The sequence below is a fragment of the Aliterella atlantica CENA595 genome (genome assembly GCF_000952155.1).
GTDB classification, from domain to species: Bacteria; Cyanobacteriota; Cyanobacteriia; order Cyanobacteriales; family Chroococcidiopsidaceae; genus Aliterella; species Aliterella atlantica.
Genome location: NZ_JYON01000014.1, coordinates 38,775 through 63,376 on the forward strand (window position 1 = coordinate 38,775; position 24,602 = coordinate 63,376).

Below are 24,602 nucleotides of genomic sequence, written 5' to 3' on the forward strand. Positions count from 1 at the left end.
CAATGCTAATCGATCGCGTCAAGCAAACATTATCTGGGCAATTTATTCGTAACGTTGGTTGGCTAGGAGCAGCAGAGCTAGTAAATCGAATCTTTCGCTTGGGAACAACAGTAACCATAGCGCGGATGTTCGACTCCCAAGAATACGGGTTAATGGCTATTGTCTACACCGTTTTTGATTTTGCCACCGTTTTTACGTTAAGAGGTGGCATTGGTGCTAAAGTCGTTCAAGCTGACGAACAAGATGTCAAGACTATCTGCGATACATCCTACTGGCTAAATTGGATTATGTGCAGCACAATTTTTATCATTCAGTGTATCGCTGCTTTTCCAATTGCTCAATTTTATAATAATCGGCAACTCATTTTGCCTCTATGCGTTGCTGCTGTCACTTACTTAATGTTTCCGTTGTTTTTAGTTCATGATGCCTTAATTCAACGAGAGAACAGGTTAAAAGTTACCGCAATGTGCAATGCAGCGCAGTCAATATCTAGCAATATTATTATTGTTGGTTTAGCTCTTTTAGGCTTCGGAGTATGGGCTATAGTTTGGGCTATGGTTTTGACAACTCCTGTATGGATTATTATTACTTGGCGCAATCAATCTTGGCGACCGCCTAAATCTTTTACAATGCAAAACTGGCAAGCGATCGCTAATTATGGCAAAAATATGCTTGGTGTCGATCTATTAGATAAACTAAGAATGAACTTGGATTATTTAATAATTGGCAGATTTTTGGGCATTGAAGCTTTGGGAGTCTATTATTTCGCTTTCAATGCTGGCTACGGTATTACCAATAATGTCATTAATACATTTATGTCCGCTCTATTTCCTTACATTTGTGCTGTTAGAGGAGACTATAAACAATTTAAACAAAGATACTTTAGCAGCCTCAAAAAAGTAACTTTAGTTGCAGTCCCGATTATTTTGCTCCAATCGCTTTTAGCACCATTATATGTACCAATTGTCTTTGGAAATAAGTGGACACCAGCAGTTCCTATTTTAATCATGATTTGTCTGTCAGTTATCCCGCGTATCTATGCATGGGCATCTTCTCTTCTCCTCAATGCTATAGATAAGACTAAGATTAATCTCCAAATAAATGTCATTTTCACTGTAGGGTTTGCAATTGTTATATTAGCAGTAGTAAGTAAAGGTATAATTTGGGTTGCTGCAACTGTCTTACTTTACAACTTAATATTAATGCCTGCTTTTACAATGTGGATTCATCGCTATGTATTCAATAAGTATTTAGAAACTGATTTTGAGCGCAATATGTAATAAGTATAAATATAGAAATGCAGATTGTTAAATAAAGCTACCGAAGTAAGGGGTTGTGACAATTAAATACTAGATTCGTTAAGTATTTGTAAAACTTAATCAATTCTAATTTATTTATATGCCGACAATATCTGTTGTAATTCCTGCTTATAACGCCGAACGCACTATTTTAAAAACTATTGAATCGGTACAAAAACAAACATTTTTAGATCTAGAAATAATTGTAATTAATAATGGCTCCACAGATCGAACTTTAAAGCTACTTCAAAGCATTAAAGATGAGCGCATGAAGGTTTTTTCCTATAGGCATGACGAAGCCTCAGTAGCCCGCAATCGCGGTATCTCTCACACTGTAGGAGAGTTTATTGCTTTTCTTGATGCTGACGATTTATGGATATCCGATAAGTTGGAGATGCAATTAGGTGTTTTGCAACAGCATTCTGAAGCTGGAGTCGCTTATAGCTGGAATTATTATTTTATAGATGGGCGAGAAGATACTTTAATACCATACAAACCTGTATTTTTTACAGGTAATGTTTACACTCAGTTGTTGGTGAGTAATTTTGTTGCTAATGGCTCTAACATTCTGGTGCGGAGAAAAGCTATTGAGTCTGTAGGAGGATTCGATCCTACAATGCAAGCGTGTGAAGACTGGGAATTTTATATACGTTTAGCAGCTTGTTGGCAATTTGTTGTCGTGCCTAAGCATCAGATTCTCTATCGTCAGTCGGCAAATACAATGACATCTAAAGTTGAGTTAGTGGAGAGAGAAGCCTTAAAATTAATTGAAAAAGCATATCAAGCTGCGCCCCCAGAGTACCAATATCTCAAAAAGCAAAGTTTAGCTTGGATTTACGAGTATTGCACGCAACAATATTTAAAGCATAGCAATGACCTTATAGGAATCAATCGAGCTAGGCAGAAATTATGGCAGGCAATTTGTTTGCACCCACAAATTTTATTAGAAGATTATGCCCAAATTTTGATTAGATGGTTAATCAAAAAGTGGCTCAAAATACAACTACGTATATTATGACTCCTGGCGGCGATATAAGAGTGCAAAAACTACCTATCTTGTCACTACTTGTTGTATTGGTTAGTTGTCGTCCCGCACAAACAGCTAAACAAAAGGATGCGATCGCGCTCAACGAGCTATCTAGTTATGGAGATCTCCTCCAGAATCCGCGCGTCAATTCAACGCAAACGATCGCTAATGATATGCAGCCCCCCCACGAAGGAGCGCCGCATGGCGTTCCCAGACACTATAACTGGGCATTTGGTCCTCGTGTAGGCATGGGAAATAACCCAGGAAAGTTTGCAGCAATGACTGCTTGGGGACAAGTTTACGTAGCTGCTACAGGAAATGCGGCTACTAATACTCGTATCCAAATTAGAGATATTAAATCGTACGTACTGAGCAAGCGCGACAACAAATGGCATCTTTTGCAAAGCTCAAAACAAGTAGATGGGAATGCATATCGAGAAGACTTTGCTGGCGATATTAGCATACCTGCTAATGTCCGGCGCGAGCAGGATGGCAGCATTTCAGTCAAAGTTGACAAAGGATACAACTATCATTTTTGGTGTGCTTGCAGCAAAGCTACTATTGACGGCGATAATATCAAGGGCGTATTTACAACAGTCCAGGCAAGGCTAGTGGTAGACAATCCACAAAAACCAGACGATCGCGCTCAAGCTCGTTATTTGCTCAGTATGGGTGGCGACTATTGGCTCAATTTGACGGCTAAATGGGACAATGGCAAAACAAACGCTGACATAGGTATTGGCAAATTTAAGTATGTCAAGAACCAGTGGCAAGCTTTTAATATGACTACTCTTTCACCTACAGCTATTCGCCGCCATCCGCCACCAATTCAATAGAGGCAAGGATCTGCGATCGCTTGCCCCTACTTTAAACTGCATTGACTAATTAATACTAATATCTGGTCAAGCCGCAAAGCGGCAATTCGTAATTACGCATTTTTGGTTTCTCCATTAGTTTAATTACGAATTACGAATTACGAATTACGAATTAATTTGGTCACTACTTAACATCAATAGATGCAATCTTATAGAAGTTATCGCTGCCTTTGATGCGATCTTGTAGTGCCAGTTCAATCGGTATTGTAGTATTATTCTTTTCTTCTACCAGGGCAATAGTGACGTTATACTTGCCAGCTACTAGCGATCGCGGCACGTTTACAGTATAAGTTTCTTCTGTAGTAGTTCCTGGCAGCCAACACTTATTGTTAGACTCTGTGAGATATTGTGTATAAGTACCGTTAGTTCCCTTTAGTGCCAATTTCAATTTATAGCTGTGGTAAGCAGGCGCTACTCCATGATTTTCCCACTTCAATTTAAAAGTTGTATTATTTCCCCTAGTAATACTTGTAGGCAGTGCAGCACTTTTGAGAAAATACCAGTAGCCCATTTTGTTTGCAAGTTTAGCTGCTAAAGTAGGGTTATCTTGCAACCACTCATTTGCATAGCCGTGATAACCTACAAAAGTAGCATGGCTAACATCTATAGCTCCCTGCAATAAAGTTCCACCTTTAACTGAACCATTAGCACCGATCCAATTGTTCTCTTGCTTCTGCATACCATAGTGTTGCAGTTCTAGAATTGCTGGTTTGCTACTATATACGCGATCGAATAGATCGGGGCTTTGTACTGAATAGGTTGAAGAGTATGCATTGACGTAATAATCTACATTCACGCTATCGTCTTTGAAAGTAATGTCGTTTTGCAAAATGTAGTCCTTTAACAGGTTTCCTAGATCGTCCCTGCGATCGTTTACCCATCCATCTGCGATCGCCAAAGTGCTTTTGGGATAATACTTCTTATGAATGTCTATATGCTTCTTCAATACATCAACAGGAAAAGATTTCTGAGAGGAAAATGAAGTGTGACCTTCTCCCCAGTCGCCATAGCTGCCAATGTGAACGTACTCAAGCCAAGGTTTACCATCATAGCGTGCCGCAAAAGCTCGATGAAAATTCTCTAGCTTGGCAAGGAATATCGGATCGCCGTAGTCCGGTTCCCAAGCATTAACTCCCCAAATAGGATAATATGCTCCTTTTGCTCCTGCATTTTTTACCCACTCAGGAGTAGCAAAGCTAATACCTGTCTCTTTAGCGGTGATACAAAATGAAATTGAATATCCTTTTGCCGTCCACTTATTGATGACATCATCTATCAGCGCCCAATTAAATTTTTCTTCTTGAGGTTCAAGATAGCTCCACGCTAATCTTAAATAGAGATGGTTCATGCCAGGAAAACTATCTAAGTCCGAATCAGCCTTTGTCTTGTACCCCCAAATGCCATTGTCATAGTAGTGGTGATACCAGCCTTTATGAGGATTTTTTAAAACTTTCTCGGCGTTCCACATTCCGGTCAAATCGAGCGAACGAGTTGCTGCCAAATTTTTAGGTATTGCTGTACACAAAATAACTACAAAGGTCAAAAGAAAGCAACATAACGATTTTAATGGTTTTGCTAATGACCTATAACTCTTGAGCCGATAATTTTTCAAATAAATTTCCATATAAGATCCTCGATTTGCTCTCAGCGCAAAGCGAACCTCCCCACTGCAGGAAGATGCTTTGCTAGTGAGCTAACACTAGGTATTTTTTGTTGATTAAATTCAAACTGATGGTGCTATTTGTAACAGAAAAATTTATCTGTCCTATCACCTCTAGCACAAAGGTTTATTCAATATATGAAGGTTGTAAATAACGGCAGAAAGGAGCGCATTATAGGTACTTTCTGCAAACTTTATCAACCAAGCTTTTAAATAAAGGTAATTTAAAATTTAACGAACATCCAAGGGAGATTCTACTGATTTACGTATAATAGAGTTTTCACTGATACGTAGACATGGGTGTGAAGTTACTAAAGTGAATGTACGGTATTGGCAAAAATAAAAGTTATTTAAACCATGCCGTACAAGTAAAAGCACGTACGTATTTATTGCAAATAGTAGTATTTGCAATTAGTAATACTTAGATATGCGTGCAATTGGCTTTGCTGCGCGATATTAGACTTCTATAAGCGATGATTAGAGCTTTTTCTAGCTCTGTCACTCAAAATTCAACGATTACTGGTGTATGATCGCTAGGCTGGGGTAGTTTTCGGGGTGCAACATCAATGGTGCAGCTAATTGCTTGGGCGTACAAGTCAGATGTTAAGTAATGATGATCTATACGCCAGCCCAAATTTCGCCCAAAAGCCGCAGAACGATAATCCCACCAACTATAATGTCCGCCTTCAGTTGTAAATTTGCGAAAGGCATCAGCAAAACCTAAATTGACAATTGCGGCTATTGCTTGACGCTCTAAATCTGATGCCATAATTTGACCTGTAAGTAAAGCTGGCGCGTGTAAATCTCGGTCATCTGGGGCGATATTAAAATCCCCGCAAATACAAATATTAGATGTTTCGTATAACAGCAAGCGCAAATACTCTTGTAAGGCAGTCAACCAACGCAATTTATAAGTATATTTATCACTACCTACAGATGAGCCGTTAGGAATATAAACATTAACAATTCTTACATCATTAATAGTGCCACTAATTACCCTTTTTTGTTCGTCTAAATCGCTCGTACCTATCAGCGGCGCAAATCCAGTGTTAACATCTTCTAAAGGTTCAGTGCTGATAATTGCCACGCCATTATAAGACTTTTGCCCTGACACATAAATATGATATCCTAACTCTGCAAAAGGCGATCGCGGAAAATTATCATCTACTACTTTAGTCTCTTGCAAACACAATATATCAACCTTATTTTCTCTCAACCAATTTACTACTTGGTCTTGACGAGTCCGAACTGAGTTTACATTCCAAGTAGCAACTTTCATGAGTTGATGATACTTATATTTATTATAAATAGAGCAATTAAATCCAATTTTATTATCTAATAAATATATCTAACTGGCTCGACTAATCTACACAAATTTAGCACTATCAAGCTTATTTTAAAGCATAGCGATCGCCCAAAACTTACCCAAACTCCTCTTCTCCTCTTTACTTCGCGTCTTGTGCGGTTCGACAAATACCTCACTGACAATCAACACAAAATAATTATTGTAATTCAATACTTAGTTTGGTAATATAGCTTTTTCTGCTACCTTTTATGCAAACACTACCTAGATGATTAAACGGTTAATTGTAGGCTTCATGCAAAAACTGAATGCACCTTGGTGGGCAGAAATTACAACAGTTAAGCCCAGTTGCGTGTATTACTTTGGACCTTTTGACACTTCAGCAGAAGCGAAAGAGGCATATCCAGGCTATGTTGAAGACCTTGATGGCGAAGGCGCACAAGGAATCGTAGTCGTAATTAAACGCTGCAACCCAGAAGTATTAACTAAGTGCGAAGAATAGTTATTTAGGGTAGCAGCGATCGCATGGTATTATTGTTTGCTTTAAGTTTTTTCGAGCGATCGGAACATTTGTTTGGGAATTGTGCCGTGAATTCCTTTAACAATATCTACTACTTGGGATACATCAAAATCAATTGCAGCGCTACCAAGCATTAAAGCATCTTGCTTGGTCATACCATATTTTTCATCAGCAATTTGCAGGTATTCGCGCACAGACTTCTTCATCGCTTCATCCAAGTCTTTATCTAAACCCACTGCAATCCAAGCGTCTTTAGTTTCGCCCATTGGTGCAGTTAGCTTCATATTCTTGTGGACTACTAACTCAAAAGTCGGAGTTAAAGAGCATTCAATCGCCGTCAGCGCCACTTCTCCGTTACCTTGGGCACAGTGTGGATCGCCTGCATAAAATAGCGCCCCTGGTACTTGTACGGGGACGTAGAGGCTAGAACCACGACCTAATAGTTGGATATCTACATTGCCTCCATAAAGTCCTGGAGGTATTGAATTTGCAGCCTCAGCGACATCGGCGGGGACTACTCCCATCAATCCCATAAATGGTCTAAGCGGGATTTCTATAGCAGGTAAATTGTTCTGGGGTTGAAATACTCCAACTTCGCGTTTAGCATCTATGGCAATAACTTTAGAGTAAATTGGCGCATTATTTAACGGATACTCACCAGGAAGCGCACCTCTACTATGGCGATTAGAAATTACCCCATAAGGCGAACGGTAAGCGATCGCAATTGTCTTGATTTCTAGTACATCTCCTGGTTCTGCACCTTCTACGTAGATAGGACCTGTAATTACATGAGGACCAGGACCAGTCTTTTTGACTTTAGCTTTAACTGTTAGTTGATCGCTGAGAATTTGATTTGGGGAAATGCGGCTTTTAGAATTTTGCGGAATGCCTCCATTGTCAAAAAAGGTAGCTGTATCTCCTTGATCGGGTAAAATTCCTTCATGGGAAACTGTCTGCATGACAAGGCGATCGCCTGACTTAACTTTAGCGATCGGGCGGCTATTAGGTTTAAATAACTCTCCCCAGATTGTGTTTTGGGGCGTTGACACGATTTGATAGGTTCTACTCGCCGCTTTTCCAGGCAAAAGCCAAAATGTGCCAAATAAACTACTTATTATTAGGATTGTTCCTACACTTACTAGCAATTTGTTTTTGAGCAATAGTAACAATTTTGTTAGTAATTTTCGCTGCCAATTTTTAACCAACTGCTTGCATCCTTATAAATCAGTGACCAGTGACCAGTAACCAGTGACCAGTTAAATAAATGCTAGAGATACTAACTGGTAATTGTTAGCTATTAAAGAATGCTAGGAAGTGAATAGTTATTTCCCAATTATTGCAATAAGTAGATATTTTACTGACTTAACTAGCACGTTCTTAATTTGTATTAAAAAGGTGAAGTTACTTGTTGTATCCAAGAATACATTTTCTTGAAAAGAGAATATCAAAACATAAATAATCCCCTACTAATAGGGGATTGAAATAGAGCGACAATTTTATTGGTAGTCAACAATATTACCTACAACTTACAATTCAAGTCGCCGGATTTTTGGGTAAACCGCGAATTTTCACGATAATCGACGCGACAATCAATCACTGCTGGTACATCCTGAGCTAGTGCAGTTTTGAGGATGGGAATAAAATCAGTTGTAGACTCTACGCGGTAGCCTTTTAAACCCATACTTTCAGCTAATTTGACAAAATCAGGATTGCCAAAATGTACGTAGGAAGAAGAACCAAATTGGTTTTGCTGCTTCCACTCAATCAAGCCGTAACCGCCATCATTAAAGATCAAAGTTACAAATGGCGTACCAACGCGCAAAGCTGTTTCTAATTCTTGACAGTTCATCATAAAACCGCCATCACCAGTCACCGCTACTACTTTGCGATTGGGATAAACAAGTTTTGCAGCTACAGCACCAGGAATAGCAATCCCCATCGCCGCAAAACCGTTGGAAATAAGACAAGTATTGGGGCGATCGCAATGATAATGACGAGCAATCCACATTTTATGAGCGCCCACGTCAGAAATAACAATATCTTCAGGTCCCATCACCTGGCGCAAATCGTAAATTAGTTTTTGCGGCTTAATCGGAAACTCATTATCAGTAGCATATTGCTCGTAATCGGCGCGAATATCTGCTCTCAACTGCAAAGCATAAGGTTCGGCTTTGCCTTGTCTATCTGCTCGTTGCAAAATTTCCTTGAGCGAATCAGAAATATCGCCAACTACTTCTACTTGCGGCACGTAGCTACTGTCAATTTCTGCTGACATGGCGCTGACATGAATAATTGGAATATTCCCTAGAGCGTTCCATTTTTTCGGTGAGTATTCAATTAAGTCATAACCGATCGCAATTACTAAGTCAGTATTATCAAAGCCGCAATTGATATAGTCTCGCTGCTGCAAGCCCATTGTCCACAAAGCCAACGGATGAGTATAAGGAATTACCCCTTTACCCATAAAAGTATTGACTACAGGGATATTCAAGCGCGTAGCAAATTCTGTGACAACTTCGCTCGCATTTGCTCTAATTGCCCCATTTCCGACCAAAATTAAGGGATTTGTTGCTTGCGAGATTTTTTCTGCTGCTTCGTTGATACTTTGAAAAGCAGCAAAAGTTTTTTGCAAACTACCTTTATCTAGAGGATTGCCAATCGCTGGCATTGCTGCAATATTTTCAGGCAGATCGATATGAACTGCGCCTGGTTTTTCACTTTGCGATCGCTTAAATGCCTTGCGGACAATTTCCGGTGTATTGCTAGGGCGGACAATTTGGGTATTCCATTTCGTTACAGGAGCAAACATCGCCACCAAATCGAGATATTGGTGCGCCTCAATATGCATCCGATCTGTTCCTACTTGCCCAGTAATTGCCACCAAAGGAGCGCCATCTAGATTAGCATCAGCAACGCCTGTCATCAAATTAGTAGCACCTGGACCTAAAGTTGATAGACATACGCCTGATAAGCCAGTTAAACGTCCGTAGACATCAGCCATAAAAGCCGCGCCTTGTTCGTGACGAGTAGTAATAAATTGGATTGAAGATTTTTTTAGTGCCTCTAAAACGTGCAAATTCTCCTCTCCTGGTAAACCGAAGACATAACGCACGCCTTCATTTTCCAGACATTGCACTAATAGTTCAGCCGTATTCATTTAATTTGTTTCCTTAGCGAACCAACAAGAAGGATAAATGCAAAGCCTACAATTTACCCTTCATACTTCATACTTCCCACTTAATAAGCTTTATTTCACCCACACAGTCTTAATATTGACAAATTCTAAAATTCCCTCCTTGCTAAGTTCTCTGCCGTAACCAGAACGCTTGATACCGCCAAAGGGCAAATGGGGGTCTGATTTGACCATGCCGTTGATAAATACTACCCCAGCTTCGATTTCGTCAATTAAGCGATCGCGTTCCCCATCGTCGTTTGTCCACGCACTAGCACCCAAACCAAAGGACGTAGAATTAGCAAGAGCGATCGCTTCATCAATATCTGCGACTGCAAATAACAAAGCTACAGGTCCAAAAAATTCTTCTTTTTCCGCCGGACTTCCTGGGGGAATATCAGTCAAAATTGTTGCTGGGTAAAAGTTTCCCTGGCGATTTGTTAAGGGTTTGCCGCCAATTAATACTTTTGCGCCGCATTTTACCGATTCAGTAACTTGGTAGTCTAAATCTTTAAGAATCCCTGGTGTTGCCAAAGGTCCCAAATCTGTCTCTGGCTGCATCGGATCGCCTACTTTGAGGGCAGCGAATTTTTCTACTAGCTGCGTGGTAAATTTGTCTGCGATCGCTTGATGGACTATAAATCTTTTGGCGGCAATACAAGATTGTCCGTTATTGAGCATTCGCGCTGTTACGGCTGTATTTATTGCTGATTCTAGATCGGCGCTAGGCATGACTATAAATGGATCGCTGCCTCCCAACTCTAAAACTGTTTTTTTGAGTTGCTTGCCTGCTGCTGCTGCTAAACTCATGCCCGCAGCTTCGCTTCCAGTCAAAGTTGCAGCTTTGATGCGATCGTCTGCTAACAACCTGTCAACTTGCTGTGCGCCTATTAATAAAGTTTGAAATGCGCCTTCAGGGAAGCCTGCTTTATGAAAAATCTCTTCAATGGCGATCGCGCATTGGGGTACGTTGGAGGCGTGTTTAAGCACGCCTACATTTCCCGCCATTAGTGCGGGCGCGGCGAACCGGAAGACTTGCCAAAAGGGAAAGTTCCAGGGCATGACTGCTAAAATTGCCCCTAATGGCTGGTAGCGGACAAAGCTAGAACTAGCATCAGTAGATGCTGGCACATCCGCTAAATATGCCTGTGCATTTTCTGCATAATGGCGACACACTGCCGCGCATTTTTCAATTTCGGCGATCGCTCCTTTAATAGGCTTACCCATTTCTTGAGTCATTATTTGCGCGTAGTGCGTTTTATTTTCCTCTAATATTGCTGCTGCCAAGTTTAACCACTCGGCGCGTTGCGACATGGGTGTTTTGCGGTATTGTTGAAATGTGCGCTCTGCTAAGTCTAGTTTGGTTGCAATCTCGGCATCGGTTAGTGGCTCGAAGGTTTTCACCGTTTCCCCTGTTGCAGGGTTAATTGTTGCGATCGCCATTTTTTGCCCTCCCCAGTATTAGCCTGTTTGTAGAAATCGGTGAGAAGATAAGGATTTTATTTTCTCTTTTTAAGTATTTTTGCTTAACTACCTATAAATCTAGCTATTTAGCTGCGAAACTTTCTTATACTTTATTTACTTCTATTTTCGCGCTTGATTGTGAAAATTTCTGCTATAAATTTTGCTAACTTTAGCATTTTATTTAGTTTTGTTATTTGCTTATATACTCACGATGCCTAATTCTAGTAAGCTCAAGAAAAATTATCTAGTTTATGAGATAGTTGGTAATCTTCCACACAACTGTTTGCTTTTGTTTGCCTTAATATTTAAAGTAGTATTAAGTTTAGATAGTTTTTTATTTATTTGGGTTACGCAATAGGCAAAAATTTAGTAAAATTTGCTACAATAGCCTCATTTTTAATCGTCGAGCGTTCTTGCCGTTTGCTCGACTTAATAGATAATTGCTACTTTATCTAAGAGCCAGTCCATCATCAGCGCCGCAATAGTGCCGCTTGGGGAATGCCTCAATTAGTTTAGAAATCAAAATCTTACTATTTTCGCTTGTCCCTACAACGGAGAATAAACTTGGAAGTTGGATCTCAAAAAATTCAAGCTAACAGACTAAAACAGTCAACTGTATTAGCAGTAGATGACAATGAAGACAATTTGATGCTGCTAACTGAAGTATTAAAAGTTTTTGACTGTGCGCTCCTGACGGCAACTCACGGGCAAATGGCGTTAATGTTAGCGCACTCTTGCCATCCTGATTTAATTTTGTTAGATGTGATGTTGCCCGATATCAACGGCGAGGAAGTTGTCCATTACCTCAAGGGTAACCCGCAAACAGAAGATATCCCTGTTATAGCTGTTACTGCCCTAGCAAGGGAAGAAGATCGCGATCGCTTACTAAGGGCAGGTTGCATAGACTATGTTAGCAAACCATATATGCTGGAAGACTTAGAATCACGTATTCGCTGCCATTTATCGAATGTGCCTACAGCTTGCAAATAGTATTAGTTAGATTCAACTGTATGCGGTGCTGTCGCTAGAATCGCCACAATGCTAGTACGCCGAGTATCTAATGTTGAATCTGCAAATAAATCCGTCACTGCTACGCCCACAATTTCTTCAATATTTGCTCTTAGCCGCGATTCAACAGCAACATGAATATTAGAGCGTACTTGTTTGACTAAATCTTGCTTTCCCGAATTAACTAATATCTGCTCTGGTTGGGTAATTGAGTCTTCTATCAGCACTGTCAAAGTTTTATCTACTAATTGGCAGGACACTTGCTGGGGTTGGTGTCCAAGTAGATCGACATATAACTTTTGGATGCATTGCAATATTTTCTGTTCTAATTCTTTTAAAGTGAAATTAGCAGCTTTAGTCATAATCTTTTTTTATAGTAAATTATCTTATAAATTTTTTATAATTTACCAGCGGATAGTGTTTTATTACACAGCCCAAAGATATATGTTTGCCAAAATAAATAGACAAGTTTTGCCAACCTATACAAACAGGCAGAGGCAACTATATTCACATACTTACCTCTGCCTATAGCTACTGATAGACGCAGCAGCATTGCTGCTGCTAGCTATTAGTAATCGAAGTCGCCGCCACCCATGCCTGCGCCTGCACCAGGTGCAGCGCCATCTTTGGGTTCGGGCTTATCGACAACAATACACTCGGTAGTCAATACCATACCAGCGATCGAAGCTGCATTTTGCAATGCCGAACGAGTCACCTTAGCAGGATCGACAATTCCAGCGCTAAACATATCGACAAACTTGTTAGTTGCCGCATTGAAGCCAACGTTAAAGTCTTTTTCTTTAACTCTTTCAGCAATTACTGCGCCATTTTGTCCGGCGTTTTCAGCAATCCGCTTGAGGGGAGCAGCCAAAGCACGAGCAACAATCATCGCACCAATCAATTCTTCGTCTTTGAGGTTGCTACCAGCCCAAGACTCTAATTCAGGCGATAAGTGAGCTAAGGTTGTACCGCCACCAGGAACGATACCTTCTTCTACTGCTGCTTTGGTTGCGTTGATCGCATCTTCCAAACGGAGTTTGCGGTCTTTCATTTCGGTTTCGGTAGCAGCACCAACTTTAACTACTGCAACACCACCAGCTAGTTTAGCCAAACGCTCTTGTAGCTTTTCTTTGTCGTAGGAAGACTCTGTATCATCCATTTGACGGCGGATTTGATCGCAACGAGTTTTAACAGCTTGCTCGTTACCTTCAGCTACGATTGTGGTAGTGTCTTTGGTAATGTTAATGCGGCGAGCTTTACCTAGCATTTCTAGCTTGGTAGTATCTAGCTTCAAGCCAGCATCTTCAGTAATTAGTTGACCGCCAGTAAGAACGGCGATATCTTCTAACATAGCTTTACGGCGATCGCCAAATCCAGGCGCTTTAACCGCAGCTACGTTGAGTACGCCGCGCAAGCGGTTGACTACCAATGTTGCTAAAGCTTCTTTTTCGATATCTTCAGCAATAATTACCAACGGACGACCAGAACGAGCAACTTGCTCTAATACTGGTACTAAGTCCTGAACTAAGGCAATTTTCTTGTCGGTTAAGAGAATGAAAGGCTCGTCAAAAACTGTTTCCATCCGCTCCGGATCGGTTGCGAAGTAGGGGGAAATATAGCCTTTGTCAAAGCGCATCCCTTCAGTAATCTCTAGTTCGGTAGTCATGGACTTACCTTCTTCTAGGGAAATTACGCCTTCTTTGCCGACTTTTTCCATCGCATCAGCAATCATCTGACCAACTTCATCGTCATTACCAGCAGAGATTGCGCCTACTTGAGCGATAGATTTAGAATCTTCTACTTGACGGGCGTGTTCGGCAATTCTTTCTACTAAAAATTGAGTTGCTTTATCTACTCCACGCTTGAGGGAAATAGCATTTGCTCCGGCTGCAACGTTTCTTAGTCCTTCTTTGACCATTGCATGAGCGAGAACGGTAGCGGTTGTTGTCCCGTCACCTGCTGCATCATTGGTTTTGGATGCTGCTTGACGAATTAGAGCTACACCTGTATTTTCTACATGGTCTTCTAATTCGATTTCTTTGGCGATCGTTACACCATCATTAACAATCTGTGGCGCGCCAAATTTCTTTTCTAATACTACGTTACGACCTTTAGGACCAAGGGTAACGGCTACGGATTCTGCTAAGATATCCATGCCTTTTTCTAAAGCACGACGAGCATTCTCGTTGTAGATTATACGCTTTGCCATAATTGGTGGTTCTATTGTGAGGAAGTTAGTTCAGTCAACGCGCTATCTAATGAGTGGAGGTTTCCTCCAAAATCCGCGCGTCAAAAATTAGCTAGATAGGAACGCAGTTACCCAAGAAGCAAGAAATTTGCTTATGCCTCTTGCTTCCTGCCTAATACTTATGCAACTACTGCAAGAATGTCTTTTTCCGATAGCAGTACGTATTCTTCTGTACCGAGTTTGATGTCTGTGCCAGCATACTTGGAGTAAAGTACCTTATCACCGACTTTGACTTCCATTTGCTGACGCGAACCGTCATCGTTGCGCTTGCCATCACCCAAAGCAACTACTTCGCCGACTTGGGGCTTTTCTTTGGCATTGTCAGGTAAATACAAACCGCCTGCTGTCTTTTCTTCAGCGGCGCTTACTTTTACAAATACGCGATCGCCTAATGGTTTTACTGTGGAAACACTTAGAGTTACTGCTGCCATATATATCTCTCCCAAAAATTAGCACTCTCATCTCCTGAGTGCTAATTTAGCTAAATGAGGGGGACAATTGCAACAAAATTCTTTGTACGGGTTCCCGAACTTATGTCCTGGGGCGGTTGTGTTGCTCTTTGTTAAGAGACAAGGAGATGGAGAAGATAATGAGACAAGGAGATGGAGAAGATAATTATTTCTAACGTCTGTTTCTATGCTTCTTATCCCCCTTGTCCCCTTGTCTCCCTTGTCCTCCTGTTTTAGAGAATTAGGCGTTTAGAATAGAAAACTGACTACTTATTTTTGTGATGATGACAGACGATACAATACCTTTGAGTGCGGTTGAAGATTTAGAAACTTGCCAGTCTCAGGATTTAGCTACTTTGGCTAGCTGCGTCCAGAAATTGGGATTAGCACAAATCCAGCGGCATATATTTATTTGTGCTGACCCTACTTTGCCTCAATGTTGCTCGAAAGCCGCTAGTTTAGAATCTTGGGAATATTTGAAAAAACGTTTGAAGCAGTTAAATCTAGATAAACCGACACAAGAGCGCCCTAGTTGTATATTTCGCACTAAAGCTAATTGCTTGCGCGTTTGCAACCAAGGACCAATTTTAGTAGTTTATCCCGATGGAGTTTGGTATCGACAGGCAACTCCAGAAGTAATAGAGCGCATTATTCAAGAACACATTATTAATAATCGCGTTGTTGCAGAATATACCTTTTTGACTCATCGTTTACCCGAACCTGTTATCAATGATACACAAGAAGACTCAAAGTAGCGATTGTTACCTCGATCTGCCAAAAATCATTGAATACTTTTATACTTAGCCAGGTTTAAATCTAGACATAGTAGCTATTTATATAGAGTAGTAACTTTTAATAACTAATAAAAATAAGATAGATCGCATCATAGATATACTATATAATTCCGTATCATTACTGGAATTAAGAGTTCGCTAATGCCAAATAAGGAATAAAATATTGCCTTATGTGAAGTAGTGACAAACTACTTGACTGCCAATAAGGACATAACATAATACCTTGCTAAATCGTCAGCACTAAACTATGGCGCGATCGCAGAAATTTATTAAATTAACAGTACCCAGCAGCATAGTATGAAAGAACCTAGCGTTAAAGAACACAAAAGACTGCTACTAATTGACGACGACCCGAATCTAATTTTGCTAGTTAAAGATTACTTAGAATTTAGGGGTTATGAAGTAGTCACTGCTGAGAACGGTAGAGAAGCTTTGGATTTACTAGAAAGCGATGTTCCAGACATGATCATCTGCGACGTGATGATGCCAGAAATGGACGGTTACACTTTTGTCAGTAACGTTCGTCAAGACGATCGCACAAGCTGGATTCCCGTACTATTTCTTTCGGCAAAAGGTCAGAGTCAAGATCGAGTAAAAGGGCTAAACGTTGGTGCAGATGTTTACATGGTTAAGCCCTTTGAGCCAGAGGAATTAGTAGCTCAAGTAGAAGCTTCGCTCAAACAAGCCTTTCGCCAAAAACAGCAACCAGGTGATGGGAGCGATAGCGAGTCGAAAATTCAAGTTCCCTTTGACGTTCACCTAACGCAAACGGAAATGAAAGTAGTACAATTTGTCGCCAGGGGGCTAGCCAACAAAGATATTGCCAAAGAACTGAATGTCAGTCAGCGTACAGTAGAAAGCCACGTATCAAATATGCTAGGTAAAACTGGCTTAAACAACCGCACCGAACTAGCACGTTGGGCAATTGAAAATCAAATGACGTAACTTAAAGATTCACAATTTTTTATATTCAGACTTTCGCCCTCTTTCAGTTAAGCCAAAACCCCTTCAACTGACATCTCGCCAATAATGCTTTGCTCCTCCACCCATTAAAGCAACTAGACTAAATCTACATCTGCGTAGCCTACGGCAAGGCTGCGCCTACATCTGCGGTTCTAAACTCTTTAGATGTAGCACTGCTACGTCTCTAAATTACCATCCATCTTCTTCAACGGCGGATTGTCCCCAAATTTCTAAATCCAACTCATTTAGGTAGGTTAAAGCGCTTTGAATTTGGGCAGGTTTGCCCCGCAGTTCTAGTTCAAACCAACCGTCATCCCGCATATTTGCGCCGAGTAAAGCAGCAGCAATATTGACTGTTACTCCATGATGAGAAATTAAGCGGGAAATTACTGGCTCTTCGTGTAAGTCTTTGGGGATATGAACTTTAATGCGAGTTTGAGTGAGTCGAGAATCGGAAGATTGACTAGAGCGATCGCTAAAATTAGCCATAAGTAGTCACCTATTCGATATCTTTGATTTGAGTTTTGCGTTCCAAAATCTCTTTCAACACCAAAGTCACCAATGCCAAACCTGCAAGCAAAACTGCTGCCGCAAAAGCCGATTGAGTTTGGTACTGTTTGTAAGCTTCCTCTACAAATAAAGGTAAAGTTTGAGTTTGTCCGGCAATATTGCCTGATACAACTGAAACTGCCCCAAATTCACCCATTACTCTTGCATTAGTCAAAATTACGCCGTAAAGCAAGCCCCAACGGATGTTAGGTAAGGTAACGCGCCAGAATATTTGCCAATCGTTTGCGCCTAAAGTTTTTGCCGCTTCTTCTTGATCGAAGCCTGTTTCTTCTAAAACGGGGATAACTTCACGGGCAACAAAAGGCATGGTAATAAAGGCGCTGGCTAGTACCATTGCTGGCATCGCAAAAATAATTTTGATATTAGCAGCACTCAGCAAAGGTCCAAACCAACCATTGCGCCCGTAGAGCAGTACAATCATTAACCCCGCAACTACAGGGGAAACAGCAAAAGGTACATCTAAGATACTAACTAGCAAAGCTCGACCGCGAAATTGTTTGCGAGCAATTACCCAAGCAGCGCAAAGTCCAAATACTGTATTAATTGGCACAACAATCAAAGCAATTAACACAGTCAGTTTGATAGCGTGCAGGAAAGCAGGTTCAGTCAGGTTTTGCAAGAAAGGAGCAACGCCTGAATCAAAAGCTTGGACAAATACATTGATAGCAGGAATAAATAGAACTAAACCTAAATAGGCGATCGCAATGCCAATTAGGACATATTTTACCCACGAGCGATCGCTGCTTGCAGAGGGCGATTTTGCCTCCATAACCTCCGGATTAAAAGACTTGCCAGCAATTTTAGAGTTCATAGCGTCGTCCCCAAGCTTGCAATAAATTAATTGCTAATAGAATTAGTAGCGAAATTCCCAGCAGCACCGTACCGATTACAGTAGCCCCCGAATAGTCATATTGCTCTAAACGCTGAATAATTAGCACTGAAGAAATTAAGTCTTTAAACGGGATGTTAGAAGCAACGATTACAACCGAACCGTATTCGCCTACAGCGCGGGAGAACCCCAAAGCCACACCTGTAAGCATTGCTGGCATCAAAGGCGGTAAAATCACTCGCCAGAAAGTCTGCCATTGAGAAGCGCCCAAAGACCAAGCTGCTTCTTCAATTTCTTTCTCCATTTCTTGCAGTACAGGCTGCAATGCTCGCACGACAAAAGGTAGGGAGATAAAAATCATCGCTACACCTACACCCAAGCGCGTGAAAGCAACTTTAATCCCCAACGGTGCAAGTAAAGAACCAATCCAACCTTTTTCGCTATACACAGTTGCCAAAGTCAAACCTGCAACTGAAGTAGGTAAAGCAAAAGGTAGGTCAATCGCTGCATCAATTATCCGCTTGAAAGGAAAGTTATATCTAACTAGCACCCAAGCAATTAAAAGCCCAAACACACCATTAATTATTGCGGCAACAAAGGCTGTAACGAAGGTAACTTCATAAGTAGCCAGTGCGATCGGAGAAGTAGCAATCCGCCAAAAGTCAATCGGTTTTTCTGTTGCTGCCGTCAGTATCAGTGCTGATACGGGCAATAGCAGCATAATGGTCAGATAACCTATAGTAATACGCCAAGGTATAGACAGTCCTAATAAGCGATCTAGCCCGTACCTATTAGGAGCTTTTTGTCTGGGATAAGAAGATACAGCCATTTAAACTTACTTTCATTAAGATAAGGTATTTGTGTTTTAGGGTGGCATTACCCACCCAACTAATATCCGTTACTAGCAATACTTAGCGACTAGCTTGAATTTTGTCAAAAATTGCTCCATCAGCAAAAAACTTCTTTTGCACTTCATCCCAACCGCCCATGTCTTGAGCAGTAAATAAGGTTTTAATTGGTGCGTACTGTTTAGTTACTTCTTCTGCTACTGTGGGGTCAACAGGTCGAAAACCAACTTTGGCAAATTCTCTTTGGGCTTCTGGCGTATAAAGGTATTCCACAAAGGCTTGGGCAATTTCTCTCGTACCGTGTTTGTCTACGTTGGCATCTACTACTGCTACTGGGTTGTCAATAGAGATATTCACGTCGGGGACTACATAAGGTAACTTTTCACCATTTTGTGCAGCTAAGATTACTTCATTTTCGTAGTTAATTAAAACATCTCCCTGCCCTTGCTTAAAAAATACATCGCTCGACTCGCGGGCATCTCTGGGCAATACGGGGGCATTTTTAATTACTTTAGTTGTAAAATCTAACGCTTGGGCATCATTACCTCCTGTTCTGCTTACCGAGCCCCACAAGCCTAAGAAATTCCATCTCGCACCGCCAGAAGTTTTCGGGTTTGCCGTAATTACGCTTACCCCAGGCTTGGCTAAATCTGCCCAAGTTTTGATGCCTTTGGGGTTGCCTTCACGTGTTACTAATGCGGCAACGGACTTATGCACGATCGCATTATTCGGTGCTTCTTTTTCCCATCCTGGCTCAATTAATTTTGCTTGTTCAATTCTCTCAGTATCTAGCGCCAACGCTAAGGCTACTACGTCAGCTTCCAAACCATCTATCACTGCGCGGGTTTGCGAACCACTACCGCCATAGCTTTGGGTAAATGTCACATTTTGATTTTTTTCCTGCTTCCACTTAGCCGTAAATTGCGGAATAATTTTTTCATAAGCAGCGCGGGTAACAGCATAAGAAACTAAAGTTATTTGTTTATCTCCATTAGCTGTGTTGTTGCTAGCACTATTTCCTCCCGAACACGCGGCGATCGCTCCACTGGCAATTACTCCTACTAAAAACAATGACACAAAGCTTTGCCACGAACGGCGTTTAGTGATGCTTCGCCACCAACTCATCTTTCTTTCTCCTTATAAACCCCAGTTTATCGGTCGGGATACCGTATATTATCACAAATATTCGGGTGCGATCGCGCTAGCAGGCAATCAAAAAGCAGCCATGAGTAGGTGACTGCTTGATGGTTGTAAATTTTCTAGCCAATAAGTTGATAATTTCTCAATAATTCAAGTGTTCATATATAGCCATTTTCGGCTAGAAATGCAGTATTTAATTCACTATTACCATTTTCGACCAGTGAATTTTGACTAGAGCCAGAATAAAGCGATTTAGCTGCATATTTACCTAAAATATCTGCTTCCAAATTTACTGCATCCCCTAACTGCAAATAGCAAAGATTTGTCTCGGCATAAGTAAGAGGAATTACAGCGACTTTAAACCACCAGCGGGCATCGTCATAATCGGCAATAGTTAGGCTAATACCATTTACCGCGATGCTACCTTTAGGGACAATATAACGCGCGATCGCTTCTGTCGTAGTAAAGCTCATTTCCCACGATGTCATAGTTTGCTCTTTGGCTTGCAAAAAGCCAATTCCATCTATATGACCCATGACAAAATGCCCGCCTAACTTGCTGCCGACTCGCAGCGAAGTTTCTAGGTTAACAAAGCGATCGTCCGATTGCCCTAAAGTAGTCCGCCCAAGGGTTTCTGGGGAAGCAGCGGCGACGAATCCGCGCGGCAAAATTTCTATTACCGTCAGGCAAATACCGTCTACAGATACACTGTCACCGATCGCCAAATCGGTCAAAATTAGATTAGAGCCATTGCCAACACAACTAACCTTGACGCGATCGCTACCTATAAATTGAACTTGTCCTAATGCTTGAATTAATCCTGTAAACATGGTATCTAAATTGCAAATTTACCGAGAAGTTAGTAGTTACTTTTACTTAGAGCAAAATCCTTTTGAATTCTTTTAAAGGGCTTCATATAAATATCATCAAGATCGAGTCATACTTGGGATAAGAACATTTTCAGGAAGTTGGCGCATTCATTGCCGACTAATGTGACTAGATTGGAGTTAAATTCATTCAATCTATAACTATAAATATGTATAATTTTTCCACCTTATATCTACTTTTAGTTTATTGCTTGCTGTTGACTGCTGTAAGTTACGGAGATTTTAGGGGCTACACCAATGATTGAAATGAGAGTTGCAGGCATTGCTATAGATGCCGTAAATCGCAGTCCGATCGTCCTCCTCAAAGATGGAACTGAACGTCGGGCGTTGCCAATATACATAAATCAAGACCAAGCTAAAGCAATTATCAGCGCCTTGGAGAACCAAAAGCCACCGCGTCCGCTCACTCATGACTTGATGGCAAATACCTTAGAAGTATGGGGAATGGTGTTAGAGCGAATTGTCATTCACTCAATTCAAGATGGCACGTTTTACGCCGTAATGACCATCCGCCAAGGGGAAATTAAAAAAGATATCGATGCCCGTCCTAGCGATGCGATCGCTCTTGCCTTGCGTACCAACAGCGCTATATGGGTAATGGAAGAAGTAATTGCCGATGCATCTATACCTGTAGATCGAGATGCTGATGAAGCAGAACAAAGAGCTTTTAGAGAATTTGTCGCTAACTTGCGCCCAGAAGATTTAATTCAAGGCAAAGGTTACAGCACAGGCGAAGCATAATAAGAATTGAGTTTTAGTTTTTCAACTCAAAACTACCAAGCGTGCGCTACAGACAATTTGGCAAAACAAACCTACAACTGTCCGTGTTTTCGTTGGGAACGATGCGCTACCTAGCATCTGCAGAGAATGCGCGGCAGACAATAGCCAAGGCAGTATCTTTAGGAATTAACCACATAGAAACTGCTAGAGGTTATGGCAAAAGCGAGGAATATTTAGGTAGGGCGATCGCCTCTGGACTAGGCTTACCCCGATCTCAACTCTATATCACTACAAAAATTCCGCCGACAGCAGATGCTAATTATCTCCAGCATTGTCTGGACGAATCTTTAGAGCGATTGCAATTAGACTACATAGATTGTCTGGCAATTCACGGTATCAATACTTGGGAACATCTCAAATTGGTACGAGATGAAGGCGGTATTGCCGCAGTGCAGCAAGCAGTCAAACAAGGGAAAGTCAGGCACGTAGGCTTTTCTAGTCACGGCTCATTGGAGTTAATTCAAGCGGCGATTGCTTCTGACTTATTTGAATTTGTTAGTTTGCACTACTACTACTTTTTCCAACGCCACGCACCCGCTATAGAGTTAGCCAAGAGCAAAAATTTAGGTATTTTTATCATCTCTCCGGCTGATAAGGGCGGTAGACTATATACGCCACCCCAAACTCTCAAAGATATCTGCCATCCCTTGACACCTTTAGAATTAAACTACCGTTTTTTACTGAGCGACCCTGGTATTACTACTCTGAGCGTTGGTGCAGCTAGCGCTGAAGAATTGATCGAACCTTTGCAGTTTGGCGATCGCGATGAAGCGTTAACACCAGTAGAAATAGCTGCCTATCAACGTTTGGAAGCTAAGTTGGCATTAGACGGGCAAAAGTGCAGTCAGTGCTACGCTTGTTTGCCTTGCCCTGAAGAAATTAATATCCCAGAAATTTTACGCCTACGTAATCTTGCAGTCGCTTACGATATGCGCGAGTATGGTAATTATCGTTACACAATGTTAGAAAACGCCGGACACTGGTTTCCTGGCAACAAAGGCAACCGCTGTACCAATTGCGGCGACTGTCTGCCCCGATGTCCAGAACAACTAAATATCCCCGATTTGCTTGCTGATACTCACCAAAAACTGAACGGTGCGCCCCGCCGACGGTTGTGGGAATAAATATCGCAGCAACAACCAAAAGCAAGGTTAGCTATTTGCATCTTTGTAGCAAAAAATAACTTCCCAGTTTGATTAAAACTATGAAAGAAACATCCCTTGCTTCGATTAAGCCTCTAGAGAACACTCAATTTTGGTTTTTGGCGATCGCCGCAGGATTGATAGCCGTTCATGTCAGCGTGTACTTGAAGCTAAATGGAACGCTCAACCAAGTAACTATTAGTTTGCTAGGCTTGGCTGCTGTCTTTACGCTACTGTCAGAAAAACGTCATACTTTAAAGCTAGAAAGCGATATTTTTTCGAGCCTGCTTGGTATATCACTTATTGCCTTCGTCTTAGTCAGAAGCTTGTATATCAATGCTGTTGACTCTTTTGTAGAACTTGCGCCATTTATCGGACTATTAGGACTAGCACTAATAGCCTCTGGCATTAAAGGATTGCGCCAGTATTGGTTAGAATTGCTGCTAATTTTTGCCTTCAATGCCCCAATTGGCTTTATCGGACAGCGTTTTGATATTTCTATATTTACAGCGTTATTTTCTAACGCCTTGTTATCCTACTTGGGTTTTCCTGTAGTGCGCGAAGGTGTAAATATTATTATGCCTACAGGTGCAGTAGAAGTCTATCCAGGCTGTTCGGGGATGGAAACAATTACTCAATTATTTAGACTGGCAATCTTATTTTTAATCATGTTTCCCACCAGCGTAGGCAAAAGATTCCTCGTTCCCTTGGTAGCTGTGGTTATTGCCTTTGTAGTCAATGGAATTCGCGTAGCACTCATGGCGATTTTAGTTGCTAAGTCAAACCCAGAAGCTTTTGACTATTGGCACACAGGGACGGGTTCGCAAATATTTTTCCTGATTTGCAGTTTACTTTTCGGCGGTTTTTGCTACTTAATTAGTAAAAACGATTCTGACGATCGCTCTGAATCGATGGAGTTGCCTGGTTCATGAAGCTGCCCAAACAACTGCAAATACCATTGCTGATGTTCGTTTTTGCCAATGTTGCGATCGTGCTGGGCAAAGTGCTATTAGATCCGACAATTGGCAAAAAAACGGTTACTCCATTTGTATTTCCCCAAACAGTACCGTTAAGTGGATGGCAATTAGTAGCTAGCGAACCACTTAAAATTCCGGCAAAAGAAGCAGGTCAAGCTCCAGTTAAAGAATTACCTAATGGCAAACAATACCGTTATACCAAAGATAACCAAACTTTGAACGTGCAAATGCTTTATGAGTTAGAAACTCATGGCGAGTTCAAAGAATTTCTGAGAAATTTTACCTCACTCAAAGGCGTACCTGACGAACAATATATCGTTGTCCGCCAGCAACCAGGAGTAGGTATATATGGGATGTTTGCCTTGCAAAATCGCGCTTACTTAAACGCCTGTATCAATCCGCGCGGCGGTAGTACGCTGACAAGACAGCAATACAGCGATAATCGCGTCCGCTACGATTTGCTCTCAGATAGGCTAATTCTTTGGCTAATAGGTCAGCGCAGTCTGCGCGATCAACGTTGCCTGTGGAGCCATTTTTCCATACCCTTAAATAAGTCTGCGCCTGAATCTACTTATGCCACTCTCGAACAAGCGTGGCTTTCTTGGTATCAGTGGTGGAGTACCCGCTACCCCCAAGAATAAAGTGTAA

At 41.3% G+C, this 24,602-nt stretch carries 24 protein-coding genes; 11 read left to right on the forward strand and 13 right to left on the reverse strand.

Annotated features, from left to right (window positions below):
* The first annotated feature begins 2 nt into the window (after nt 1-2).
* The 3 genes from UH38_RS13990 (at nt 3) to UH38_RS14000 (ending at nt 3,161) form a co-directional block, all read left to right on the forward strand.
* Nucleotides 3-1,280, forward strand: coding sequence for a lipopolysaccharide biosynthesis protein (locus UH38_RS13990; RefSeq protein WP_045055285.1), 1,278 nt, complete (start codon nt 3-5; stop codon nt 1,278-1,280).
* Between the two features lie 118 nt (nt 1,281-1,398).
* Entirely contained in the window at nt 1,399-2,316 is a 918-nt protein-coding gene (locus UH38_RS13995) for a glycosyltransferase family 2 protein (RefSeq protein WP_045055286.1), read from the forward strand.
* Nucleotides 2,286-3,161: a hypothetical protein gene (locus tag UH38_RS14000; protein ID WP_144405684.1), complete on the forward strand. Its 876-nt coding sequence runs from the start codon at nt 2,286-2,288 to the stop codon at nt 3,159-3,161. Before UH38_RS13995 ends, UH38_RS14000 begins: the two co-directional genes overlap by 31 nt.
* 163 nt (nt 3,162-3,324) lie before the next feature.
* On the opposite strand, the gene UH38_RS14005 is transcribed toward UH38_RS14000, so the two are convergent.
* Nucleotides 3,325-4,701, reverse strand: a complete 1,377-nt coding sequence (locus UH38_RS14005; RefSeq protein WP_160295964.1) for a DUF4832 domain-containing protein — start codon at nt 4,699-4,701, stop codon at nt 3,325-3,327.
* A gap of 661 nt (nt 4,702-5,362) precedes the next feature.
* On the reverse strand, nt 5,363-6,139 hold the full coding sequence (xth, locus tag UH38_RS14010) for an exodeoxyribonuclease III (RefSeq protein WP_045055289.1): 777 nt from the start codon (nt 6,137-6,139) through the stop codon (nt 5,363-5,365).
* 292 nt (nt 6,140-6,431) lie between these two features.
* Here xth and UH38_RS14015 point away from each other — a divergent pair, with 292 nt between their 5' ends.
* The gene (locus UH38_RS14015) at nt 6,432-6,665 is read left to right on the forward strand and encodes a DUF1816 domain-containing protein (RefSeq protein WP_045055290.1); all 234 of its coding nucleotides are present in this window, start codon (nt 6,432-6,434) and stop codon (nt 6,663-6,665) included.
* 41 nt (nt 6,666-6,706) lie between these two features.
* On the opposite strand, the gene UH38_RS14020 is transcribed toward UH38_RS14015, so the two are convergent.
* The 3 genes from UH38_RS14020 to UH38_RS14030 all read right to left on the reverse strand — a co-directional run bounded on the left by UH38_RS14020 (nt 6,707) and on the right by UH38_RS14030 (nt 11,298).
* A complete protein-coding gene (locus UH38_RS14020) occupies nt 6,707-7,732 on the reverse strand; it encodes an acetamidase/formamidase family protein (protein WP_235355252.1) in 1,026 nt (341 codons plus the stop codon).
* A gap of 470 nt (nt 7,733-8,202) precedes the next feature.
* Nucleotides 8,203-9,840 carry an acetolactate synthase large subunit gene (locus UH38_RS14025; protein WP_045055292.1) on the reverse strand — a complete coding sequence of 546 codons (1,638 nt, stop codon included), beginning with the start codon at nt 9,838-9,840 and terminating at the stop codon, nt 8,203-8,205.
* A gap of 90 nt (nt 9,841-9,930) precedes the next feature.
* The gene (locus UH38_RS14030) at nt 9,931-11,298 is read right to left on the reverse strand and encodes an NAD-dependent succinate-semialdehyde dehydrogenase (protein ID WP_045055293.1); all 1,368 of its coding nucleotides are present in this window, start codon (nt 11,296-11,298) and stop codon (nt 9,931-9,933) included.
* Between the two features lie 585 nt (nt 11,299-11,883).
* On the opposite strand from UH38_RS14030, the gene UH38_RS14040 reads away from it, so the two are divergent.
* A complete protein-coding gene (locus UH38_RS14040) occupies nt 11,884-12,309 on the forward strand; it encodes a response regulator (RefSeq protein WP_235355254.1) in 426 nt (141 codons plus the stop codon).
* Between the two features lie 2 nt (nt 12,310-12,311).
* On the opposite strand, the gene UH38_RS14045 is transcribed toward UH38_RS14040, so the two are convergent.
* The 3 genes from UH38_RS14045 to groES all read right to left on the reverse strand — a co-directional run bounded on the left by UH38_RS14045 (nt 12,312) and on the right by groES (nt 15,006).
* On the reverse strand, nt 12,312-12,689 hold the full coding sequence (locus UH38_RS14045) for a DUF2294 domain-containing protein (protein WP_045055295.1): 378 nt from the start codon (nt 12,687-12,689) through the stop codon (nt 12,312-12,314).
* 206 nt (nt 12,690-12,895) lie between these two features.
* Nucleotides 12,896-14,536: a chaperonin GroEL gene (gene groL, locus UH38_RS14050; protein WP_045055296.1), complete on the reverse strand. Its 1,641-nt coding sequence runs from the start codon at nt 14,534-14,536 to the stop codon at nt 12,896-12,898.
* A 158-nt stretch (nt 14,537-14,694) separates the two neighbouring features.
* Nucleotides 14,695-15,006, reverse strand: a complete 312-nt coding sequence (gene groES / locus UH38_RS14055; protein ID WP_045055297.1) for a co-chaperone GroES — start codon at nt 15,004-15,006, stop codon at nt 14,695-14,697.
* 302 nt (nt 15,007-15,308) lie between these two features.
* Here groES and UH38_RS14060 point away from each other — a divergent pair, with 302 nt between their 5' ends.
* Both UH38_RS14060 and UH38_RS14065 read left to right on the forward strand, forming a co-directional pair.
* The gene (locus UH38_RS14060; protein WP_144405687.1) at nt 15,309-15,779 is read left to right on the forward strand and encodes a (2Fe-2S) ferredoxin domain-containing protein; all 471 of its coding nucleotides are present in this window, start codon (nt 15,309-15,311) and stop codon (nt 15,777-15,779) included.
* A 336-nt stretch (nt 15,780-16,115) separates the two neighbouring features.
* On the forward strand, nt 16,116-16,763 hold the full coding sequence (locus tag UH38_RS14065) for a response regulator transcription factor (RefSeq protein WP_045055299.1): 648 nt from the start codon (nt 16,116-16,118) through the stop codon (nt 16,761-16,763).
* Nucleotides 16,764-16,970: 207 nt separating this feature from the next.
* Here UH38_RS14065 and UH38_RS14070 read toward each other — a convergent pair whose 3' ends face one another.
* The 5 genes from UH38_RS14070 to UH38_RS14090 form a co-directional block, all read right to left on the reverse strand.
* Nucleotides 16,971-17,270, reverse strand: a complete 300-nt coding sequence (locus UH38_RS14070) for an NIL domain-containing protein (RefSeq protein ID WP_045055300.1) — start codon at nt 17,268-17,270, stop codon at nt 16,971-16,973.
* A 10-nt stretch (nt 17,271-17,280) separates the two neighbouring features.
* On the reverse strand, nt 17,281-18,162 hold the full coding sequence (gene cysW / locus UH38_RS14075) for a sulfate ABC transporter permease subunit CysW (protein WP_082065388.1): 882 nt from the start codon (nt 18,160-18,162) through the stop codon (nt 17,281-17,283).
* Entirely contained in the window at nt 18,152-19,009 is an 858-nt protein-coding gene (gene cysT / locus UH38_RS14080; protein WP_045055301.1) for a sulfate ABC transporter permease subunit CysT, read from the reverse strand. Before cysT ends, cysW begins: the two co-directional genes overlap by 11 nt.
* 82 nt (nt 19,010-19,091) lie before the next feature.
* Nucleotides 19,092-20,153, reverse strand: coding sequence for a sulfate ABC transporter substrate-binding protein (locus UH38_RS14085; RefSeq protein WP_045055302.1), 1,062 nt, complete (start codon nt 20,151-20,153; stop codon nt 19,092-19,094).
* A gap of 173 nt (nt 20,154-20,326) precedes the next feature.
* On the reverse strand, nt 20,327-20,998 hold the full coding sequence (locus UH38_RS14090; RefSeq protein WP_045055303.1) for a riboflavin synthase: 672 nt from the start codon (nt 20,996-20,998) through the stop codon (nt 20,327-20,329).
* Between the two features lie 294 nt (nt 20,999-21,292).
* Here UH38_RS14090 and UH38_RS14095 point away from each other — a divergent pair, with 294 nt between their 5' ends.
* From UH38_RS14095 to UH38_RS14110, 4 genes are all read left to right on the forward strand, one after another.
* Nucleotides 21,293-21,796, forward strand: coding sequence for a bifunctional nuclease family protein (locus UH38_RS14095; protein ID WP_045055304.1), 504 nt, complete (start codon nt 21,293-21,295; stop codon nt 21,794-21,796).
* A 41-nt stretch (nt 21,797-21,837) separates the two neighbouring features.
* Nucleotides 21,838-22,959 carry an aldo/keto reductase gene (locus tag UH38_RS14100; protein WP_045055305.1) on the forward strand — a complete coding sequence of 374 codons (1,122 nt, stop codon included), beginning with the start codon at nt 21,838-21,840 and terminating at the stop codon, nt 22,957-22,959.
* 80 nt (nt 22,960-23,039) lie between these two features.
* A complete protein-coding gene (gene crtA, locus UH38_RS14105; RefSeq protein ID WP_045055306.1) occupies nt 23,040-23,909 on the forward strand; it encodes a cyanoexosortase A in 870 nt (289 codons plus the stop codon).
* On the forward strand, nt 23,906-24,595 hold the full coding sequence (locus tag UH38_RS14110; protein ID WP_045055307.1) for a cyanoexosortase A system-associated protein: 690 nt from the start codon (nt 23,906-23,908) through the stop codon (nt 24,593-24,595). Before crtA ends, UH38_RS14110 begins: the two co-directional genes overlap by 4 nt.
* Nucleotides 24,596-24,602 lie beyond the last annotated feature (7 nt).

What these genes read in the sequence shown, in the direction of transcription:
- UH38_RS13995 (WP_045055286.1), top strand. Translation starts at nt 1,399, where the DNA reads ATGCCGACAATATCTGTTGTAATTCCTGCTTATAACGCCGAACGCACT.
- crtA (WP_045055306.1), top strand. Translation starts at nt 23,040, where the DNA reads ATGAAAGAAACATCCCTTGCTTCGATTAAGCCTCTAGAGAACACTCAA.
- cysW (WP_082065388.1), bottom strand. Translation starts at nt 18,162, where the DNA reads ATGAACTCTAAAATTGCTGGCAAGTCTTTTAATCCGGAGGTTATGGAG.
- UH38_RS14095 (WP_045055304.1), top strand. Translation starts at nt 21,293, where the DNA reads ATGATTGAAATGAGAGTTGCAGGCATTGCTATAGATGCCGTAAATCGC.
- UH38_RS14085 (WP_045055302.1), bottom strand. Translation starts at nt 20,153, where the DNA reads ATGAGTTGGTGGCGAAGCATCACTAAACGCCGTTCGTGGCAAAGCTTT.
- UH38_RS14045 (WP_045055295.1), bottom strand. Translation starts at nt 12,689, where the DNA reads ATGACTAAAGCTGCTAATTTCACTTTAAAAGAATTAGAACAGAAAATA.
- cysT (WP_045055301.1), bottom strand. Translation starts at nt 19,009, where the DNA reads ATGGCTGTATCTTCTTATCCCAGACAAAAAGCTCCTAATAGGTACGGG.
- UH38_RS14070 (WP_045055300.1), bottom strand. Translation starts at nt 17,270, where the DNA reads ATGGCTAATTTTAGCGATCGCTCTAGTCAATCTTCCGATTCTCGACTC.
- UH38_RS14015 (WP_045055290.1), top strand. Translation starts at nt 6,432, where the DNA reads ATGATTAAACGGTTAATTGTAGGCTTCATGCAAAAACTGAATGCACCT.
- UH38_RS14030 (WP_045055293.1), bottom strand. Translation starts at nt 11,298, where the DNA reads ATGGCGATCGCAACAATTAACCCTGCAACAGGGGAAACGGTGAAAACC.
- groES (WP_045055297.1), bottom strand. Translation starts at nt 15,006, where the DNA reads ATGGCAGCAGTAACTCTAAGTGTTTCCACAGTAAAACCATTAGGCGAT.
- UH38_RS14025 (WP_045055292.1), bottom strand. Translation starts at nt 9,840, where the DNA reads ATGAATACGGCTGAACTATTAGTGCAATGTCTGGAAAATGAAGGCGTG.
- xth (WP_045055289.1), bottom strand. Translation starts at nt 6,139, where the DNA reads ATGAAAGTTGCTACTTGGAATGTAAACTCAGTTCGGACTCGTCAAGAC.
- UH38_RS13990 (WP_045055285.1), top strand. Translation starts at nt 3, where the DNA reads ATGCTAATCGATCGCGTCAAGCAAACATTATCTGGGCAATTTATTCGT.
- UH38_RS14090 (WP_045055303.1), bottom strand. Translation starts at nt 20,998, where the DNA reads ATGTTTACAGGATTAATTCAAGCATTAGGACAAGTTCAATTTATAGGT.
- groL (WP_045055296.1), bottom strand. Translation starts at nt 14,536, where the DNA reads ATGGCAAAGCGTATAATCTACAACGAGAATGCTCGTCGTGCTTTAGAA.
- UH38_RS14060 (WP_144405687.1), top strand. Translation starts at nt 15,309, where the DNA reads ATGACAGACGATACAATACCTTTGAGTGCGGTTGAAGATTTAGAAACT.
- UH38_RS14110 (WP_045055307.1), top strand. Translation starts at nt 23,906, where the DNA reads ATGAAGCTGCCCAAACAACTGCAAATACCATTGCTGATGTTCGTTTTT.
- UH38_RS14065 (WP_045055299.1), top strand. Translation starts at nt 16,116, where the DNA reads ATGAAAGAACCTAGCGTTAAAGAACACAAAAGACTGCTACTAATTGAC.